The following is a 21008-nucleotide window of genomic DNA, read 5'->3' as shown; positions in this document are numbered from 1 at the left end:
TTAAACCCTTTCGTGGAAAGTTCTGCTGATAACCTCTCTCTGCTGTTCCCTTGAAAGCTTGTGGAAGTTTACGGCATAGCCTGAAACTCTGATTGTAAGGTTAGGATATTTCTCAGGATTGTTATAAGCGTCGATAAGGGTATCACGGTTCATAACATTTACATTTATATGATGTGCAAGCTGGGCAAAATAGCCGTCGAGAATTGTCACAAGGTTCTGAGTTCTCGCCTCTTTGTCGTTGCCCAAAGCTGTAGGTGTTATGGAGAATGTATTTGAAATACCGTCACGGCAGTCCTCATAGGAAAGCTTTGCAACTGAGTTCAAGGAAGCCAAAGCACCGTTATGCTCTCTGTTGTGCATTGGGTTTGCGCCAGGTGCAAAAGGCTCGCCGGCTTTTCTTCCGTCAGGTGTTGCGCCTGTTTTCTTTCCGTACATTACGTTTGAAGTGATTGTGAGAACTGAAAGTGTTGTGATGGCGTTTCTGTAGGTCTTTGTCTTTTTAAGCTCTGTTGATACAGAATGGAGAATATCCTTTGCGATGCTGTCAACTCTCTCGTCGTCGTTGCCGTATTTCGGGAAATCTCCTGTTGTTTCAAAGTCCACAATATAGCCGTTTTCGTCACGGATTGCCTTTACCTTGGCGTATTTGATTGCGCTCAGGGAGTCGGCAATAACTGAAAGTCCTGCAACGCCGCATGCCATAAAGCGTGTTACGTTTGTATCGTGCAAAGCCATCTGAGTTTTCTCATAGGCGTACTTGTCGTGCATGTAGTGGATTACATTCAATGTGTTGATGTAAAGTCTGCAAATCCACTTTTCATAGTGGTTAAATCTCTCCATTACCTTGTCGTAATCGAGAATATCGTCCTCATAAACGCTCATTTCCGGAGCTGCCTGTGTCTTTGAATATGTGTCGTAACCGCCGTTGAGAGCCAAAAGGAGAAGCTTTGCAAGGTTGCAGCGTGCGCCGAAGAACTGCATCTGCTTGCCAACCTTCATAGCTGAAACACAGCAGGCGATTGCATAGTCGTCGCCGTAAATTGGGCGCATAAGGTCGTCGTTTTCATACTGGATTGAGTCTGTGTCAATTGAAACCTGTGCGCAGAAATCCTTAAATCCTTTCGGAAGCTTTTCAGACCACAAAACTGTGAGGTTTGGCTCAGGAGCCGGTCCCAGGTTGTAAAGGGTGTTGAGGAAACGGAAGGTGTTCTTTGTTACCAAGGTTCTGCCGTCCTCGCCCATGCCGCCGAGGGATTCTGTAATCCACATTGGGTCGCCGCCGAAAAGCTCGTTGTATTCAGGAGTTCTCAGATGTCTTGCCATTCTCAGCTTCATAACGAAATCATCAACAAGCTCCTGAGCTGAGCTCTCGTCCAAAACTCCGTTTTTAATATCTCTTTCTATATAAATGTCGATAAAGCTGCTTACTCTGCCCAGTGACATTGCGGCGCCGTTCTGTTCCTTGTTGGCTGCAAGATATGCAAAATATGTCCACTGGATAGCTTCACGGGCGTTCTTTGCCGGCTCTGAAATATCATAACCGTACATTGAAGCCATTTCTTTAAGCTTACCCAGGAAGTTTATCTGCTGGAAAAGCTCTTCGCTGAGGCGGATTGAATCTGTGTCAAAGTCGCCCATTGCGATTTCTCTCTTGTCGTTCTGCTTTTCTTCAATAAGAAGGTCAATGCCGTAAAGGGCAACACGGCGGTAGTCACCGATTATTCTTCCTCTGCCGTAAGCGTCAGGCAAACCTGTCAAAATACCTGCATGACGAACCTTTCTCATCTCGTCGCTGTAAACTCTGAATACGCCGTCGTTGTGGGTGGTTCTGTACTGGAACTCATCCTCGATTTTGTCGGAAAGCTTATAGCCGTAAGCTTCGCAGGCTTTTCTTGCCATTTTAATTCCGCCGAATGGGTTTACGCCTCTTTTCAAAGGTCTGTTTGTCTGCAAGCCCACGATAAGCTCGTTTTCTTTGTCAAGATATCCCGGCTTGTAGGCTGTAAGTGATGATACTGTTGTTGTGTCTATATCAAGCACACCGTTAAAGTGCTGTTCTATTGTCAAAAGCTGGTTGAGCTTATCCATGAGATGTTTGGTTCTCTCTGTTGCAGGCTGCAAAAACTCTGAGCCGCCCTCGTATGGAGTTACGTTCTGCTGGATAAAATCTCTGAGGTTGATTTCTTTCTGCCAATCTCCGCCTTTAAAACCGTTCCACTGTTCAAAATTTTTTGTAAACATAGAAAATCAATTCCTTTCACCGCAATAATGTTTTTTCTCAAACCTGTTTTCCCTTTTTTATTTCTTATTCTACCGTATCAGATGAATTTTTTCAGTAACTCAGTAACCTTTCCGCCAAAGTAGCGAGATTTCCTTGGAATCCCATTTCTGCTCACATAAAAGTTTTATGAGAAAATAGCCATTGTCACTGTTAAATAAAACATAAAACCGCCGTATGGCGTGAGTTTTCTGCCAGCTGAACCTCTCTAAGGCGGAAATAAAATAAATGCCAAAGACGGGAATAGCCATTCCAACTAACGAGTGAAACCCCAACCCGCCGCATGGCGTGAGTTTTCTACCAATTGAACCTTTCCAAGGCGGAAATAAAAAAAATAAAAAAGAGCAATCCACGGTTTGAGGATTGCCCAGACGGTCGGCTTTTGCCGTTTCTGCTCCACTGTGGTCAATCCACTGTTCCGTCAGTCACAGAAACGAAGAAACTTTTTATTTCTGAAATCAGTATAGTTTATATTTTATGCTTTGTCAAGCAATTACATAAAAATCGTAACAATTATCAAAAACACGAATAATTATCATTTGTTTCCTGTATCTATTGATAAATATTCAGATATGCACAAAAGTACATATCTGAATAAAGTGGGTTTTTAAACAAAAAGGGATTCTATGTACTGCTTTGCACAGCGTGGGGAACGTCCTCCACGCTCAAGAGCAAATCTTTCTGCACCCTTTTCAAGCTCAGTAACATCCATGTCAACACCATTTTGAGCAGCCAGGGCACGGACAATTTTAAGGAAGTTATCCTTTGACGGTGAGCTGAAACATACGGAAAGTCCGAAACGGTCGGAAAGGGACAAGCTTTCCTCCATGTTGTCACGGCGGTTCAAATCGTCTGTGTCACGGTCGGAAACGCTTTCCTTGACAATGTGGCGGCGGTTGGAGGTTGCGTAAATAAGAGCGTTTTTAGGTGTTGCCGCCAAACCGCCCTCCAAAACAGCTTTAAGTGAAGCATAGCTTTCGTCCTGCTTGTTAAAGGAAAGGTCATCGATAAATATGATAAACTTGAGAGGTACTGCGGCGATAGAGTCCACCAAAAGCGGGAAATCCATAAGTCTTTCCTTAGGAATTTCAACAATGCGCAAGCCCTGTTTTCTCATGGAATTAACAACAGCTTTGACAGTTGAGGACTTGCCGGTACCCTTGTCGCCGTAAAGCAGACAGTTGTTGCAGGTCTTGCCCTGTAAAAATGCCTTTGTGTTTTCGATAACAGCGTTTCTCTGGATTTCATATCCCTTGAGGTTTTCCAAAGTCACAACATCAGGATACATAACAGGCCTTATGCCGCCTGTTCTCCAGATAAAGGCTTTGTATCGGGCAAACATGCCACAGCCGTTTTCCCTGTGGAAATTGAGAAGCTCGTCCATAGACTCTTTAATATGCTCAAGCTCTTTCGGGAAGCTTCCCTGCTCCCATTTTGGCAGGGTTGGAATAATGTCCTCAATTTCAGATTTAAAAGCACAGCTGTTTATTATGTCCTCAGGTGTAAGGGCTGTGCTTTCCATAAGGCTTATGCAGTCACGCTTGGCGGCAAAAAGCACGTTTTCAGGGAGATTTTCCGCTGAACCGCTGGTTGCCGCTCTTGTAAAGCAGTTTTCGTCAAACATTATGGCTTCGCCCATGGACTTTGCAAATGTGTCGCTGTAGCCTCTTTCGCTGAGAAGAGCAAAAAACTCGCCGTAAGACTGCAAAAAGCTTTCCGGGTTTTCCTTTGAGGCTTTCAAAAGACTGTAAAAAGCTTTCGGAACGCTTCTGCCTAATACTCCTTTGTATATTGATAAGGAAGAAAGGCTCATCAAAACCTTTTCTGTGTTGTTCATCATAATAATCACTACCGTAAATTTATTTTTTGATTTCATCTATTTTACAACCTTTTGACATCTTCGTCAAATATAAATTGACTTTTTACATTTATCTGATTTTTATAAAAAAATTTTCAAAAAAAACTTGATTTTTTCTTGTGTATGTGATAATATAATGAAGTCCTCAAGAGACAGTTGGTGTTGATGACGCTGAGGGTCCACCCGTTCCCATACCGAACACGGAAGTTAAGCTCAGTGGTGCCGAAGATACTTGGCTGGCGACGGCCCGGGAAAATAGGGAGATGCCAACATCAAAGTGTCCACCCAATAGGGTGGGCATTTTTTCGTAATATATCTTATTTAGCTTACAAGCATTTTATTATGTGTGATAAACTATTTATGTCATCCTGTAAAGCGAAACTGCCGTGGTAATCCTCACGGCAGTTTCGCTTTTTTACCATTCAATACCGTAGTAATTGCAAATACCTTTTGCAATGGCTTCGGCAATTTTATCTGTGTTGTTTATAATAAAATTCGCACCTTCCACGGTGTCGTGATGTTCACACTCCACATATACCGACATAGCCTCAATATCGCTCAGTTCATGTAAATCCTTTCTTTGTTTCAGCGGATAATCAGAACCGGGAGTTATGGGTGCAAGACTGTCTAAAATATTTCTCGCCGCCTTTACATTTTCTGTATCTGCAAAATTGTAAATCATAATCAATGTTCCGCCGGTTAAACTTCCGTCAAATGCATTTGTATGTATAGGTACATGAAGGTCTGCTCCCCAATAGTTTGATTCATCTATTGTAACATACATATCCTGATTCATCGGGGCTCTTTTTACATTAAATCCATGTTCAAGAAGATATTCTTCCACAGCTTCAGCAATTATATTGCACTGTATCATTTCATTAGTATTTCCAATTGCATAAATATTTGCGTCTTGATTTGAGGGCGACAGATAAATTTTTATACCGTTGGGCTGTACCTCGTCTTTGCTGAGATATGATTCATAAAAAATACTGTTCAGACTTATATCTCTTGTGTCCACATTGTCTTTTAAAGTTTCAAAAGCTTCCGAGTTTTCCAGTGTGTCAGTACCTGCCATAAAGCCCTGCAACTTTGTCACTTTATCAACGCCAAGGGGATTGTCGCCGCTTAAGCCTAACTTTAAAGCCAGCATAGGCGTCATAGGCTCTAATCCTGCAATACACTTTTGCAGCTGGGTACAGTCGGAAATATCGCAGATGCCGTCGCCGTTTAAATCGCCGGTAACATCTGTATAAACGCAGGCTTGATTAAATGCTTTGTAAAGATTCCAATATGCTTCCTCACCCTGCTGCTGACTGTAATTTTCTAAAACATCTTTGGTGTTATCAAGCGCCTGCTGATAAGCTGACAAAAATTCCTGAGAATAATAATTATCATCGACAAAGGCTTCACTGCAAAATTCATACAGGAAATTCAGTTCACTTTGGTCAACCTGAAAATCACTGTCCGATATTTCAGAAGCGCTTACAGCCCAGCCCAGCATTGTCAAAGACAATAAAACCGCCGCACAGATTTTAATTACCCTTTTCATTAACATACACTTCTTTCAATATTATTTTTTACTGTCCGGTAAACACTCTTTTACCAGTTTATCCCCGGACAATTTCTTACTATCCCAAAAATTAAAAATAATATAATAAGCATTAAATATATTATATTCTCTGCTTTGGAAATTTTCCTTGAACCTGTTTTTATATATCTAAAAAAATACACAAAAAGAAGGGACGCTATAACCGGCAAAGTCACAAGCAGAAGTCTGTTGGCTTCAAATGCGCTTTTGAAATCCAATTTCATAAGTGAAATAAACATTCTGGAAACACCACAGCCGGGACATTTAAAGCCTGTAAAATAATGAACCGGACAGGGGATTCCAAATCCCAGCCATCCGGTGATAAGTCCGTAGAGGACGCCTGCCACAGCTAAAACAGCAAACGCCCTCAATACTTTATTTCTTCTTTCTTTCATTACTCTCTGAACTCTGCGTACTTGTTAAGCTCGTTCTGAGCGATTGCAAGAGGAACTATGTAGGTTGTAAAGATAGACAAAATAAGATAGAGTGCGCCGAGGCTTGACTCTGCATAAGGGTCGCCCATCATTCTCTTAATTCTTGAAATCTTATTTCCCAGAGAATAAGCCCATACAAATCCGTAAATACCGCAGGTAACGATTGTGAGAAGCACAACCATTCCGCCTGACATATCGTTTTCTCCCAGGGAATTATTTACGTCCTCGTTTACGCAGTACATCCAGTAAAATCCGAAAATTCCGCAGGTCACTATAGAAAGCAAAATATACATGATAATGCTTCTGTTCTGAATAGGCAAACGTCCGTTAGGGCGGTTTGGATAGCCGCCGTTTGGATAACCATTATATCCGTTATTCTGATAACCTCCGTTTGGCGGTGTATATCCGTTATTAGGCGGTGTGTAGCCGTTTCCCGGATTACCGTTGTAGTTTTGGTTGTAATTTGGATTGTAATTTGGATTTTGGTTAGGATTATAATTTTGATTATAATTCTGACCGTTTGTATTCTGCTGATTATTATTGTTAATCGGCTCTCCTGTCATAGGGTCGAAATTGTTCATACTCACTTCTCCTTTACGTTGTTTATTGTCTACAACATTAAGGATATATTATCATAATTAACAATATCCGTCAACATATTTTTAAAAACTTTAAAAAATATAATAATTTTATAAAAAATACAGACGCCGAAAGGACGTCTGTATCGTATAGAAATATTTTACAATCAGCTTGAATAAGAATAGTTTGGAGCTTCCTTAGTGATCTGAATGTCGTGAGGATGGCTCTCTTTAAGACCTGCGCCTGTAATTCTGATGAACTTTGCCTTCTGGTGAAGCTCTTCGATTGTAGCACAGCCTGTGTAACCCATACCTGCTCTAAGTCCGCCGAGCATCTGATAAATTGTATCTGAAAGCGGGCCCTTGTAAGGAACACGTCCTTCAACGCCTTCCGGAACAAGCTTTTTGTTATTGCTCTGGAAGTATCTGTCTGAGCTGCCCTTACCCATAGCGCCAAGGCTTCCCATACCACGGTAAACCTTGAACTGTCTGCCCTGATAGATTTCTGTATCTCCCGGGCTTTCCTCACATCCTGCAACAAGTGAGCCAACCATAACAACGCTGCCGCCTGCTGCGAGAGCCTTAACGATATCGCCGCTGTACTTAACACCGCCGTCAGCGATAATCGGAATACCGTGCTTTGAAGCTGCATTTGCTGCGTCGAAAATAGCTGTAATCTGAGGAACACCGATACCTGCAACAACACGTGTTGTACAGATAGAACCAGGGCCGATACCAACCTTTACGCAGTCTGCGCCTGCGGCGATAAGAGCTTCTGTAGCCTCAGCAGTTGCAACGTTACCGGCGATGAGCTGTACGTTTGGATAAGCAGCCTTAACCTTTGCAACTGACTTTATAATGTTGCTGTTGTGACCGTGTGCAGAGTCCAAAACAAGAACGTCAACACCTGCTTTAACAAGAGCGTCAACTCTCTCCAATACGTCAGGAGTTGCACCGATAGCTGCACCGCAGAGAAGTCTGCCGTTTTCATCTCTTGCGGAGTTTGGATACTGAACTGATTTTTCAATATCCTTGATTGTGATAAGACCCTTAAGCTCTCCTCTTTCGTTTACGATAGGGAGCTTTTCAATCTTATGCTTTCTGAGGATTTCCTGAGCCTGAAGCAAGGTTGTGCCTACAGGAGCAGTAACAAGCTGTTCCTTAGTCATAACACTTGCGATTGTCTGGCTGTAGTCCTGCTCTGTCATAAAGCGGAGGTCTCTGTTTGTAAGAATACCAACGAGCTTGCCGTTTTCGCAGATTGGCACACCGGAAATCTTATATTTTGCCATAAGGTTATTGGCCTCGTTAACTGTGTTATAAGGAGCAAGATAGAAGGGATTTACGATGACGCCGTTTTCACTTCTCTTAACTCTGTCAACCTGGTCTGCCTGCTGTTCAATGCTCATATTCTTATGGATGATACCGATACCGCCTTCACGGGCAATGGCAATAGCCATTCTTGTTTCGGTAACTGTGTCCATAGCCGCTGTCATAAGCGGGGTGTTCAGCTTGATTTTCTTTGTGAGATGAGTGGAAACATCAACCATTTTAGGTTCAACGTCGGATTCACCGGGAATCAGCAGAACATCGTCAAATGTTAATCCTTCTTTAATAAACTTTTCTTCGTAACTTGCGTTTATCAAATTTCTTCCCCCTTTTGAAATATTTAAATATTATTTTACCAAAACCATCATTGAATATCAATAGTTTTTTTCAATTACAAAAAAATTCAGTATATTCAATAAAACAAATAAAAATGCAAGATACCCATTAAGATAAATTGCATTTTTACGCTTTAAATCAATTATTGTTTTTGCTCTGCTTATAGCGGTAGAGAATGTTTTCTGACCACTCTCTATCAATTTTTAAAAAGCCTTTAAGCTTTCTGTCCTTTGCGGCAAACTCCTCTGTGATTTTCATGGACTTTCCGTAGATTTCAAGGCGCACGCTCTGAATATACGGCTCTCTGTCCTCGCCCACAAAGAAAGTAAATCCCATTGTATTTGACTCTCTGTCATACATGGAAAGATATCCGTCCTCAACCTTTTCCAAGTCAAATTTCTTGGCAACAGCATTGCTTATGGCAAGCTTTGTAATCTCAACCGCCATATCGTCAAGACCACATTCAAAGATATATATTTTCTCCAAAAAGCTGTTGAAATCCGGAACAATGCGCTTTCTCACATTGTCAACGCCGCCGTCAAAGTCCTTTTCAATATCCTTATCGGCAATCTGAAATCTGTCAACATCGGGAATAAGGTAAACCATAAATTTATTTTTTGGGTCGTTGTAAAGCACAGGATAAAACAGTTTTCCGGTATATCCGCAGGCAGAACATTTAAAGGAAAAAAGTCTGCCGGAGAGCAGTTCTCTTCTCATGTTTAAATCCTCAGCGGCGTTTATACTTGTTGAAAGCTTTACCTCTGTGGTTTTACCGCATTTAAGACATACAACTTTCTTGATTTCCGTTTTTGGCATTAAAAACACTCCCCTTTACAACATTATACCAACAGCTTTGAAATTCATCAAGCAATTTTTTAAATTATTATTGATTTTGGACGAAATTTCTGCCATAATAGTATTATTGGGAACGAAAGTTATTGCCCAATCGTTATTATTTTTTAAAAACAATGCACGAAAGCAAATTTACATACAGGAGGAACATACAATGAGTATTATTGACAATGTAAAATCAGGTGTATCAAACGCTGTGGAAACTTTGTCCGACACAGCTCAGGCTTTGGTTGAAAAGAACCGAGTTCACGCACAGAAAAACCGTATCAAGGCGGTAATCCAGTGTGAAAACCGTGTTATCGACAAGGCTTTCATCGAGCTTGGCAAGTATTACATGAAGAATCTTCGTGACCCGGAAAATGAAAAAAACGAAGAGCTTTGCCATACAATAGAAGAATCCATAGAGAAAATCAAGCTGGCTAAAGAGCGTTACGACAAGCTCACCGCCTATGAAGAAAGCATCTGCGTATGCCCATGCTGCGGCGACAATGCTTCCTATGAAGAAGCCGAAGATGATTCCGACGATATCGAGGACATCACTCTTGCCTGCTCCAACGAGGACGACTACGACGTAAATCCTTTTGACGAAGCGGCAGCCGCCCGTGCAGAAAAGCTTAAAGCTGTTCTCAAGGACGAATCTGAAAAGGAAGCCGCCGAAAAAGAAACAGAGGATTTAATTCTCGAGGACGCAGAAGAGGCAGCAACCGCCGAGCCTGAGCCAACAATAACAAGAGACTTATCCCCCGACGACGAAGAAACCGCCGACGACCTCTCCTTTTAACTCTTTTATTTCCACCGTGCCAAGGCTTTCGTAGGAGGTTAACGACAGCACACGGTGGGCGAGACCTTTTCTTTAATCTTTGGAATGGTTCGCTCTCGGTTAGGTTTATATTTACCAACTTTACAGCAAAGGTTATTTTAGGAAATTAACGTCGTTACAGGTCGGGCGAGACGTTTATTTTATTTCCGACCTGCATAGGTTTAATCTAATCTTTATGTACTGCACAGGTCGGGCGAGACGTTTTTCTTAATCTTTGGAGTGGTTCGCCCTATTTTGACTTTGTTTTTTCTTAATATCTAAGATGCATGGGTTTAGTCTAAATCTTATGCCTTGCACAGGTCGGGCGAAACGTTTATTTTATTTCCGACCTGCAAAGGTTAGTTTAGGAAATTAACGTTGTTACAGGTCGGGCGAGACGTTCTGTTTAGTCTTTAGAATGGCTCGCTCTCACTTAGGTTTTATTTCAATTATAATTTTACCGCCGAGGTTTTATTTTGCTGCGGCGGTTTTTTCTTTTTGAACATGATTTTATAAATAGGAAGCCACGGCTTTATAAAAAAGCCGTGGCTGATTTATTATTCTTTTAATTCCAAAATCCGGAATGAAACCTCTTTTCAGTATATTTCATGTTCATAATTATAAATGAACCACACGTTGGCAAGCTCCGTTTCGCTTAAAACGCCGTAATCGAAATCCTCCGGAGCTATGGTTCCGCTGTACCATTTTTGGTTTTCAAAATGTTCCCTGATATAATCCGTTACAAACATTCTGCCGTGTCTTGCATAAATCTCATTTCTTGCAAATTCAAGCTCGGTTTCGTTAAAATACTTGATATCGTCCACGGTTATCAGTCGTGTATCCGAATCGGGAATCATATAGTAATCGTTATGCTCATAGTAATAGATAAACCACACGTTGGCAAGCTCGGTTTCACTTAAAACGTCATAATCGAAATCCTCCGGCGCTATGGTTCCATCATACCACTTCTGATTGCTGAAATATTCTTGTATATAGTCCGTGTCAAACAATCTGCCATGTCTTGCATATATTTCATTTCTCGCAAGCTCCAGTTCCTCCGCTGACAAATCCCTTATATCGCTCATGTTCAAAAGCCTTATGTCGGATTCCGGAAGAATATAATAATCGTTTTCCGGCTCGGTTGATTCAGTTGGCTCTGTCGGTTCAGTCGGCTCTGTCGGCTCTGTTGTTTCAACCGGCTCTGTTGGTTCGGTTGTCTCAACCGGGTCTGTTGCTTCCTCGGTTGTCTCCACCGGGTCTGTTGTTTCCTCGGTTGTTTCTGCCGGGTCAGTCGGCTCGGTTGTTTCTGTCGGGTCGCTTGGTGAACTATATGATATTTCTATCTGAAGAATTGTTGCGTCTGTGATTGAAATTTCTCCGTTGCCGTCAATATCCGCAGTGGAAAAATCATAGTTTTCGTCATCTAAAGATATAAGCGTTGCACAATACTTTTGCAGCAAGGTTATATCCTCAACAGAGACAACATTATCCATATTGAAATCGCCTTTTAACTTTTCCTCATCGGATGTTTCATCGGCAAAAGTCACTGTATTCATTGAAACCAACAAAAAAAGCGACAACAAAACGCTTACCGATTTACTGATTTTACCTTTCATCTTTTTTACCTCCTTTGTTTTATGTTTAAATTCCAAAATTTTAAACATATATATCGACAAATATAATTATACAGCTTTTCCCAAAAAAATCAATATTTATCACTTATCTTTATAAACTCATTTTCAGACAAATTGATTTTATCGGACTGACAGTCAAACAACCGCGGTTCCAAATTCCCAAAACCGCGGTTGTCGTTATAATAATATATTTTTTAATAAAAAAAGTTCAATCTAAATGCGGGCGAACCATTCCAAAAACTAAACATAACGTCTCGCCCAACCTGTGCTGTTGTTAACTTTCTACTAAAGCCTTGGCACGGCGGAACCAAAAAATCATTTTTTCTTGAAGCCGTCTTTAAGGGATACGCTGCGGTTAAATACAAGATTACCCGGCTTGGAGTCTTTGTTGTCTACACAGAAGTAACCGAGACGCATAAACTGGAAGCTCATTGGAGCCTCAACATTTTCAACTGACTTTTCAATTTTGCAGTTTTCTATTACTTTCAATGAGTTCTCGCTTAGGTAGTCAAGGAAGTTCTTGTCCCCTGTGTCCGGGTCAGGAACTGTGAAAAGGCTGTCGTAAAGTCTTACTTCTGCCTCGGCGCAGTTGTTGGCGTCTACCCAGTGGATTGTGCCACGTACTTTTCTGCCGTCAGGTGTGTTGCCGCCTCTTGTTGCCGGGTCGTACTCGGCGTAAACCTCAACAACCTTGTTATTCTCGTCCTTCTTGCAGCCTGTGCATCTTACAATGTAGGTTGATTTAAGACGAACTTCGTTGCCCGGGTACAATCTCTGATAGCCTTTGATTGGCTCTTCCATAAAGTCCTCGGCTTCGATATAGCATTCACGGGAGAATGTTATTGTTCTCTCGCCGTCCTCAGGGCGGTTAGGGTTGTTTTCAACCTTAAATTCCTCTGTCATGCCCTCAGGATAGTTTGTGATAACAAGCTTTACAGGGTTGATAACAGCCATAACACGGCGTGCGCTTTCGTTTAAGTCCTCACGGAGGCAGTGCTCCAAAAAGCTGTATTCAACAATGGAATTAACCTTTGAAACGCCTATTCTGTCGCAGAAATTGCGGATTGACTTAGGTGTATAACCTCTTCTTCTAAGTCCGCAGAGTGTTGGCATTCTCGGGTCGTCCCAGCCGCTTACATAGTTCTGCTCAACAAGAGTTCTGAGCTTTCTCTTGCTCATTACTGTGTTGTTGATACCAAGTCTTGCAAACTCAATCTGACGTGGCTTTGACGGAACAGATGTGTTATTTACAACCCAGTCATAGAGAGGTCTGTGGTCCTCAAATTCAAGGGAACAAAGGCTGTGGGTGATGCCCTCCATTGCGTCCTCGATTGGGTGAGCAAAGTCGTACATAGGATATATGCACCACTTGTCCCCTGTTCTGTGGTGCTTCAAACGGTTAATTCTGTAGATAACCGGGTCACGCATGTTGAAGTTACCGGAAGCCAAGTCAATTTTTGCACGGAGTGTCATTTTTCCGTCCTCAAACTCGCCGTTCTTCATTCTTTCAAAAAGGTCAAGGCTTTCCTCAATAGGTCTGTCACGGTATGGTGACTTTGCAGGTGTGGAAAGATCGCCACGGTTCTCTCTCATTTGCTCAGGTGTAAGCTCGCACACATATGCAAGGCCCTTCTTTATAAGCTCAACGGCATAGTTGTACATGTCGTCGAAATACTCGGAAGCATAGTAAAATCTGTCTTCCCAGTCAAATCCCAGCCAGTGAATATCTTCCTTTATGGCGTCAACATACTCTACATCCTCTTTTGTAGGGTTTGTGTCGTCCATTCTCAGGTTGCAGATACCCTTGTACTTTTCCGCTGTACCAAAGTCAATGCAGATAGCCTTTGCGTGGCCTATGTGGAGATAACCGTTAGGCTCCGGAGGGAAACGTGTGTGAACCTTTTTTCCCTCACATCTGCCGCCCTCGGCGATTTCCTCTTCAATAATATCGTGAATAAAGTTGCCTGCCATTACCGGCTCTTCGGCAACTGGTTTTTTATTTTCCGGCATAATCTTTCCTCCGTCCCTCATTATTCAAACTTTGCAAGTCCGGCTTCCATTCTCTTCAAGGACTCTTCTCTGCCCAAAATGTCGAGAATTTCCACTGCGCCGCCCGGTGTTACTGTTTTTCCGGCAACTGAAATTCTTGCCGGCCACATAACTGTTCCGTTCTTAACTCCAAGCTCTGTTGCAAGGGAGATAAGAGCGTCGTGGATAGCTTCCTGAGTCCAGCTTTCAAGGGAAGAAAGCTTATCGTATACTGCCTTGAGCATAACAGGAGCGTTTTCCATATTTGTTTTGCTCTTCTTATTTACAAACATAGAAACGTCGTACTCCGGAATCTCCTTGAAGAAATCAACCATTTCCGGAATCTGTGTAAACTTTGTAACACGCTGGTGCAAAATTGCGCTGAGCTTCTCCCATGGCATTTCCTTGTCACCGAAAAACTCCTTGTAATAAGGCATGCAATGCTCTGTGAACTCCTCAAGGGACATCCTTCTGATGTACTCGCCGTTAAACCATGTAAGCTTGTCATAGTCGAATACTGACGGTGACTTGCTTATTCTGTCCGCAGAGAAAACCTGCTCAAGCTCTTTAAGGGAGAAAATCTCCTGATTATCAGCAGGACACCAGCCCAGAAGTGCTATATAGTTTATGATAGCCTCAGGGAGATAGCCCTCTCTAAGCAAATCCTCAAAGCCTGTTGCGCCGTGTCTTTTTGAAAGCTTGGAAACAGAGCCGTCCTCGTTTTTACCCATAATAAGAGGAAGATGCACGTAAGTCGGAACCTCCCAGCCGAATGCTTCATAGAGGAGATTATATTTAGGAGCGGAGCTTAAATACTCGCAGCCTCTTACAACGTGTGTGATACCCATTGTGTGGTCGTCGATAACATTGGCGAAATTATATGTCGGGTATCCGTCTGTCTTAATAAGAATCTGGTCCTGAAGCTCGCTGTTGTCAACTGTGATTTCACCGAAAACTGCGTCAACAAAGGTTGTGCTTCCCTCTGTAGGCATTTTCTGTCTTATAACATAAGGAACGCCCTCGGCAAGAAGTATGTCGATTTCCTCCTGAGGCAAATCACGGCAGTGTCTGTCGTAGCCGCCGCCCACGTTCTCGTTCTGGATTTTCTCAAGTCTTTCCTTGGAGCAGAAGCATCTATAAGCCTTGCCCTCCTCGATAAGCTTCATAGCGTAAGGAAGATACATATCCTTTCTTTCGCTCTGAACATAAGGACCGTAATCGCCGCCGATATCCGGACCCTCATCGTGCTTTAAGCCTGCAATCTTCAATGTATTATATATAACGTCAACTGCGCCCTCAACAAGTCTTTCTCTATCTGTATCCTCAATTCTCAATACAAAAGAACCGCCCTGAGATTTAGCGATAAGATACTCATACAATGCAGTTCTAAGATTTCCAACATGCATAAATCCTGTTGGGCTTGGGGCATATCTTGTCCTAACTTTCATTTTTTCCTCCACCCTTTTTATTTTATATCCGACCTGCAAATGTTTCATCTAACCTTTATGTTCTACACAGGTCGGGCGAGTTTTTTATATCCGACATACAAAGGTTTTATTTTTCAATTAACATCATCACATGTCGGGCGTATTTTTTATATCCGCCTTGCAGAACTTCACTTTAAAAATAAGCGTCGTTTCAAGGCGGACGAAACCTTTATTTTTTATATCCGACCTGCAAATGTTCATCTAATCTTTATGTTCTACACAGGTCGGGCTAAACCTTTTCTCTATTCTTTGGAATGGCTCGCTCTTATTTAACTTTTATTTTCTTTATTCTGGATACTGTGGGCGCACAGATATGTGCGCCCATAATTTTTTAATTATTAAAGGTCTTTTCCGCAGCACTTCTTGTACTTCTTGCCGCTTCCGCATGGGCATGGGTCGTTTCTGCCAACCTTCTTGCCCTTAACAACTGTCTTTCTTGAAGTGTCTGTGCCGTCGCCGGAAGTTGCAGTGGGCTTTGCCACCTGCTCTCTCTTGAGAGATGCCTGAACCGCCGCCGGAACTGTAACAGGCTTAGGCTGTTGCTGTTCCTGATTGATAACCACCTGATGAGCCGCTGCGGCTTTCTTTGCTGCCTCTTCTCTGAGTCTTGCAAGCTCTGCCTGCTTCTCCATAATCTTTACATAACGCTTTGGAGCTACCAGCATTGCTCTTGAGGTGTCCTCTCTTATCATGGCAATCATTTCATCGAACATGTCGAAGCCCTCGAGACGGTATTCAACAACCGGGTCACGCTGACCGTAAGCTCTAAGTCTGATACCCTGCTTTAGCTGTTCCATGTTGTCGATGTGATCCATCCAGTGAACGTCAACGCTCTTCAAGAGGTAAACTCTCTCCATCTCTCTGATAACCTCAGCAGGAAGCATTGCTTCATTTTCCTTATAGATAGCCATTGCGTCCTCGGTTATCATTTCTGTGAGCTTTTCAGGCTTCAAGTCCTCAAGCTGTTCCTCTGTAAAGGTGTACTTTTCCTCGTCTGTGATTACCCAGCCTCTAAAGAAATCTTTAAGACCTGTAAGGTTCCAGTCCTCCCAGTGGCTGTCCTTGTGAGCATATCTGGAAACAGCGTCGGAAATAGTTTCCTCTATCATCTTTATAATTGTATCGTGGAGATCCTCTCCGTCGAGAACCTGATTTCTCTGTCCGTAGATTATCTCACGCTGTTTGTTCATAACGTCGTCGTACTGCAATACGTTCTTTCTTATTGCAAAGTTACGGCTTTCAACCTTTTCCTGTGAGCTTTCGATAATTCCTGAAAGCATCTTGTTTTCGATAGGTGTATTCTCGTCAACATTGAGGCGCTGCATCATGGCTTTCATTCTGTCGCCGCCGAACAAACGCATAAGGTCGTCCTCGGTGCTGAGATAGAAACGGCTGGTACCCGGGTCGCCCTGACGTCCTGAACGTCCACGGAGCTGGTTATCAATACGTCTTGACTCGTGACGCTCTGTACCCATGATATAAAGTCCGCCGGCTGCTCTTACCTTTTCAGCCTCTTCCTTTATCTCGTCCTTAAAGCTGTCGTAATATTCCTTGTAAATTCTTCTTGCCTCAAGGATTTCCTCGTTATCTGTATCAGCAAAACCTGTTGCCTCGGCAATAAGCTCTTCCGGAATGTTCTGCTTTCTCATTTTGGCTTTAGCCATGTACTCAGCATTACCGCCCAGCATAATATCGGTACCACGTCCTGCCATGTTGGTGGCGATTGTAACTGCACCGAACTTACCTGCCTGAGCAACAATCTCAGCTTCACGGTCGTGCTGTTTTGCGTTGAGCACGTTATGTTCAATTCCTCTGCGCTTGAGCATCTTGCTGAGGATTTCTGATTTTTCAATGGAAATTGTACCAACCAGGACAGGCTGTCCCTTTTCGTGGCACTTGATTATATCTTCAATAACATTGTTGAACTTTCCTGTTTCGGTACGGAAAACAAGGTCAGGCAAATCCTTTCTTGCCAAAGGCTTGTTTGTTGGTATCTCCACAACGTCCAGCATGTAGATTTCACGGAACTCGGCTTCCTCTGTTGCCGCTGTACCGGTCATACCGGAAAGCTTTTTGTAAAGACGGAAGAAGTTCTGGAATGTGATTGTTGCAAGGGTTTTGCTTTCGCTTTCAATCTTAACGCCCTCTTTTGCCTCAATAGCCTGATGAAGTCCCTCGTTGTATCTTCTTCCGTACATAAGACGTCCGGTGAACTCGTCAACGATTATAACTTCGCCGTCCTTAACAACGTAGTCGATATCCCTTTTCATAATTCCACGGGCCTTTATAGCCTGGTTTATGTGGTGCTGGATTGTAAGGTTTTCAGGGTCTGTAAGGTTTTCAAGCTGGAAATATTCCTCCGCTTTCTTAACACCAAGCTGGGTAAGTGTTGCGGTCTTTGCCTTTTCGTCAACTATAAAGTCGATTTTGTTTTCCTTATAATAATCCTCCATGTCCTCTTTAGCGTCTATCTCTGTAAACTTGTGACATGTAAGGGTCTGAGCGAATTTATCTGCTCTTTCGTAAAGGTCGCTGGACTTGTCGCCTTTACCGGAAATAATGAGAGGTGTTCTGGCTTCATCGATGAGGATTGAGTCAACCTCGTCCACGATAGCGAACACATGCTCTCTCTGAACCTTTTTCTCCTTGTAAACAACCATGTTGTCACGGAGGTAGTCAAAGCCCAATTCGTTGTTTGTACCGTAGGTGATGTCCGCATCATAAGCGGCTTTTCTCTTATCGTTATCCAGGTCGTGAACTATAAGTCCAACGGTAAGTCCCAAAAATCTGTAAAGCTTACCCATCCATTCGGAGTCACGGCGTGCAAGGTAATCGTTGACGGTTACTATATGTACGCCTCTTCCGGTAAGACCGTTGAGGTATGCAGGAAGTGTAGCCACAAGTGTTTTACCTTCACCGGTTTTCATTTCTGCAATTCTTCCCTGGTGAAGAACAATACCGCCGATAATCTGTACAGGGAAGTGCTTCATTCCAAGCACACGCCAGGAAGCCTCACGGCAAACGGCAAAAGCCTCAGGCAGAATATCGTCCAAAGACTCGCCCTTTTCAAATCTTTCTCTAAACAAAGGTGTCTGGGCCTTTAATTCTTTATCGGTCATCGCCGCATACTTATCCTCCAAGGCAAGAACCTTGTCGCAGATGGGCTGAATTCTTTTAAGCTCCTTTTTACTGTAATTGCCGAACAATGTTTTAAGAAGACTCATAAACTGTTCATCCTTTCATCTATCCCGAGGGATTTCTTTCTATTAAGACCTGCTGTTTTCATTTTTAATAGGAAAAACAACAGCATTTTTTTCGTTACATGAATCTGTGACTGTCATTTTAAACGTGCAAAAACCTCTGTCTGAAAATAGGCATACTACACATTATAAATAATCTTTAATATTATATCATGTAACTATGAAAAAATAAACCCTTTTTTGAAAGTGCCGGCAGATTTATAAATTGATTTTCACACAATAAGAAAAATAAAACTCTCAAATATTACCTTAATTTACTTTTTTACGTTCAAAAAACACAAATTCCGCTATAAATAACCGCCTTATTTTTACTTTGTGATAAGAACTGAAAAAATAATTGAAAAGAAATTGTATTTTATTTTTTATGTGCTATAATATATCCTAAGCTTTCACATGTGTATTTTTGAAGGCTTATTTTCAAATAAAAAAATTTTGTTCGGGAGATGATTTTTTGAGCGATATAGGAAAGATTTCTGTTATGAAAAAAATCAGAAATATTTCAACTATGAAAAAGATACTCTTGGGCTATTGTGTTATAATCCTTTTGGGAACTTTGCTTTTGATGCTTCCCATATCTTCAAAGGAAAGGATATTCACATCCCCTGTAGATTCACTTTTTACCGCAACCTCAGCCACCTGTGTTACCGGACTTATAAGGTTTGATACATATCAATACTGGTCCATGTTCGGACAGATTGTTATTTTGGCGCTGATACAGATAGGCGGTATAGGATTTATGACCTTGGCAATTTCTCTTATTACCCTTACTAAGCGAAAAATCGGCTTATCCCAGCGTGTTCTCATGCAGGAATCCGTTGCGATGCCTCAGCTTGGAGGAATAGTCAAGATCACAAAGTTCATCTTTATGGGCTCTATGCTTATTGAAGCAATCGGAGCGTTTCTGCTGTCCTTTTACTTTATACCACAGCTTGGAATCGGTATGGGTATTTTTTATTCTATATTCCATTCCATTTCCGCATTCTGCAACGCAGGTTTTGACCTTATGGGATACAGACAGGCTTTCTCTTCCCTTACAAGCGTACAGGCAGACTGGTATTTTAATCTGATTATCATGCTTCTTATTATAGTGGGCGGTCTCGGATTTTTTGTTTGGAACGATATTGTTACAAACAAGGGACGCTTTAAATATTTAAGGCTTCACAGTAAAATTGTTCTCACCTTTACCGCATTTCTCATAATCTCCGGTGCTTTGATTATTTTCCTCTGCGAGATTAAGGGAACTGAGTTTCAGGGCAAGTCAATAAGTGAAAAGATTTTAAATTCCCTGTTCCAGTCTGTAACCGCCAGAACCGCAGGATTTAACACGGTAAACCTTGCAAATCTCACCCATGCCAGCCAGTTTTTGATAATCTGTCTTATGATTGTGGGCGGTTCCCCGGGTTCTACCGCCGGCGGTATTAAAACAACCACATTTGTGGTTTTTCTTTTAAGTATTATTTCCACATTTAAAAGAAAGAAGTCAATCGAATGTTTCAGAAGAAGAATTGACGACGATGTAGCAAAAAGAGCTTTCACCGTTGTGGCAATGTACCTTGTGCTTTCCGTAGCAGCAACAATGGCGGTTTCAGCCATTGAAGGTGTTACACTTAACGCCGCCATGTTTGAATGTGTTTCGGCAATTGCTACCGTAGGACTTACCTTGGGAATAACCCCGGGACTTTCCGTTGTTTCGGAAATAATTCTTGTTCTTCTTATGATATTCGGAAGAGTTGGTTCTCTCACAATTCTTTTCGCATTCTCAGCGGAACATCTTTCACCGCTTTCAAGACTTCCACAGGAAAAAATTCAAATCGGCTGATTTAGAATAAATTTTACCACTTAGAAAAACATAAAAGAAAACAGACCTTTTACGGAGGAAACAAAAATGAAAAGCGTTCTTATTATTGGTCTTGGCAGATTCGGAATATTCATGTCAAAAAAGCTCATCGAAGAGGGCAACGAAGTTCTTGCCATTGACAAAGATGAAGTGCGTGCCGAAAGCGCGTTAAAATATGTGAGAAATGTCGAAATAGGCAACTGCACGAATGAAGAGTTTATCCGTTCTCTCGGAGTTGCAAACTTTGACATCTGCGTTGTGGCAATCGGCGACAACTTCCCAAGTGCTTTGGAAATCACAGTTCTTTTGAAGGATTTCGGAGCAAAATTCGTAATCGCCAGAGCCGATACAGAGGTTCACAAAAAGCTCCTTTTGAGAAACGGCGCAGACTATGTAATCTATGCCGAAAAGGAAACAGCAGAGCGTCTTGCCATGAAATTCGGCGCAAAGAATGTTTTTGACTACATCGAGCTTACACCTGAGTATGCAATATACGAAATATCCGTGCCAACACCTTGGGTAGGAAAGAGTATTATTGAAAAATCAATACGTTCAAAATACAATATAAGCATTTTGGCAACAAAGATGGGCGACGTTATAAGCCCTCTCCCAAGTCCTGACCACGTTTTCAGACGTGACGAAACACTTATAATAATGGGACACAGCACAGACGTTGCTCCGCTTTTAAAATAATATAATTCTTTATAACA

The 21008-nt window shown here is 42.1% G+C and carries 14 protein-coding genes, 1 rRNA gene and 1 riboswitch; of the genes, 4 read left to right on the top strand and 11 right to left on the bottom strand.

The genetic code is table 11. The features are described 5' to 3' along the window. Both pflB and B5F08_RS08835 read right to left on the bottom strand, forming a co-directional pair. Entirely contained in the window at nt 1–2241 is a 2241-nt protein-coding gene (gene pflB / locus B5F08_RS08840) for a formate C-acetyltransferase (RefSeq protein ID WP_087378423.1), read from the bottom strand. Between the two features lie 395 nt (nt 2242–2636). Beyond that, nucleotides 2637–2717, bottom strand: a riboswitch (ZMP/ZTP riboswitch). Nucleotides 2718–2885: 168 nt separating this feature from the next. Next, nucleotides 2886–4154, bottom strand: coding sequence for an ATP-binding protein (locus tag B5F08_RS08835; RefSeq protein ID WP_242968384.1), 1269 nt, complete (start codon nt 4152–4154; stop codon nt 2886–2888). Nucleotides 4155–4291: 137 nt separating this feature from the next. On the opposite strand from B5F08_RS08835, the gene rrf reads away from it, so the two are divergent. Beyond that, a 5S ribosomal RNA gene (gene rrf / locus B5F08_RS08830) occupies nt 4292–4408 on the top strand. Nucleotides 4409–4551: 143 nt separating this feature from the next. Here the strand turns inward: rrf and B5F08_RS08825 are convergent. From B5F08_RS08825 to B5F08_RS08805, 5 genes are all read right to left on the bottom strand, one after another. Further along, nucleotides 4552–5685 carry an N-acetylmuramoyl-L-alanine amidase gene (locus B5F08_RS08825; protein WP_158096270.1) on the bottom strand — a complete coding sequence of 378 codons (1134 nt, stop codon included), beginning with the start codon at nt 5683–5685 and terminating at the stop codon, nt 4552–4554. Nucleotides 5686–5735: 50 nt separating this feature from the next. Beyond that, entirely contained in the window at nt 5736–6119 is a 384-nt protein-coding gene (locus B5F08_RS08820; RefSeq protein ID WP_087378419.1) for a DUF2752 domain-containing protein, read from the bottom strand. Further along, entirely contained in the window at nt 6119–6739 is a 621-nt protein-coding gene (locus B5F08_RS13540; RefSeq protein ID WP_242968382.1) for a DUF4234 domain-containing protein, read from the bottom strand. Before B5F08_RS13540 ends, B5F08_RS08820 begins: the two co-directional genes overlap by 1 nt. A gap of 164 nt (nt 6740–6903) precedes the next feature. Further along, nucleotides 6904–8382 (bottom strand): IMP dehydrogenase, encoded by a 1479-nt coding sequence (gene guaB, locus B5F08_RS08810; protein ID WP_087378417.1) that lies wholly within the window; start codon nt 8380–8382, stop codon nt 6904–6906. Nucleotides 8383–8539: 157 nt separating this feature from the next. Next, the gene (locus tag B5F08_RS08805; protein ID WP_087378415.1) at nt 8540–9217 is read right to left on the bottom strand and encodes a CpXC domain-containing protein; all 678 of its coding nucleotides are present in this window, start codon (nt 9215–9217) and stop codon (nt 8540–8542) included. Between the two features lie 190 nt (nt 9218–9407). Between B5F08_RS08805 and B5F08_RS08800 the strand changes: the two genes are divergently transcribed. Further along, complete coding sequence (locus tag B5F08_RS08800) at nt 9408–10034, top strand: hypothetical protein (protein WP_087378413.1); 627 nt, start codon at nt 9408–9410, stop codon at nt 10032–10034. A 614-nt stretch (nt 10035–10648) separates the two neighbouring features. Here the strand turns inward: B5F08_RS08800 and B5F08_RS08795 are convergent. From B5F08_RS08795 to secA, 4 genes are all read right to left on the bottom strand, one after another. After that, entirely contained in the window at nt 10649–11668 is a 1020-nt protein-coding gene (locus tag B5F08_RS08795) for a YARHG domain-containing protein (protein ID WP_158096269.1), read from the bottom strand. 333 nt (nt 11669–12001) lie between these two features. Then, nucleotides 12002–13696, bottom strand: a complete 1695-nt coding sequence (locus B5F08_RS08790) for a glutamine--tRNA ligase/YqeY domain fusion protein (protein ID WP_204245179.1) — start codon at nt 13694–13696, stop codon at nt 12002–12004. Between the two features lie 20 nt (nt 13697–13716). Further along, entirely contained in the window at nt 13717–15162 is a 1446-nt protein-coding gene (gene gltX, locus B5F08_RS08785; RefSeq protein WP_087378409.1) for a glutamate--tRNA ligase, read from the bottom strand. A 377-nt stretch (nt 15163–15539) separates the two neighbouring features. Then, nucleotides 15540–18425 (bottom strand): preprotein translocase subunit SecA, encoded by a 2886-nt coding sequence (secA, locus tag B5F08_RS08780; RefSeq protein ID WP_087378407.1) that lies wholly within the window; start codon nt 18423–18425, stop codon nt 15540–15542. 487 nt (nt 18426–18912) lie between these two features. On the opposite strand from secA, the gene B5F08_RS08775 reads away from it, so the two are divergent. Together B5F08_RS08775 and B5F08_RS08770 are read left to right on the top strand one after the other, a co-directional pair. Next, nucleotides 18913–20280: a TrkH family potassium uptake protein gene (locus B5F08_RS08775; RefSeq protein ID WP_330395814.1), complete on the top strand. Its 1368-nt coding sequence runs from the start codon at nt 18913–18915 to the stop codon at nt 20278–20280. 66 nt (nt 20281–20346) lie between these two features. Then, nucleotides 20347–20991 (top strand): potassium channel family protein, encoded by a 645-nt coding sequence (locus B5F08_RS08770; protein ID WP_087378405.1) that lies wholly within the window; start codon nt 20347–20349, stop codon nt 20989–20991. The last annotated feature ends 17 nt before the right edge of the window (nt 20992–21008 follow it).

Origin of the sequence: Anaeromassilibacillus sp. An172 (assembly GCF_002160515.1) — a bacterium.
GTDB classification, from domain to species: domain Bacteria; phylum Bacillota; class Clostridia; order Oscillospirales; family Acutalibacteraceae; genus Limousia; species Limousia pullorum.
This window is presented reverse-complemented; position numbering and strand designations above follow the sequence as displayed.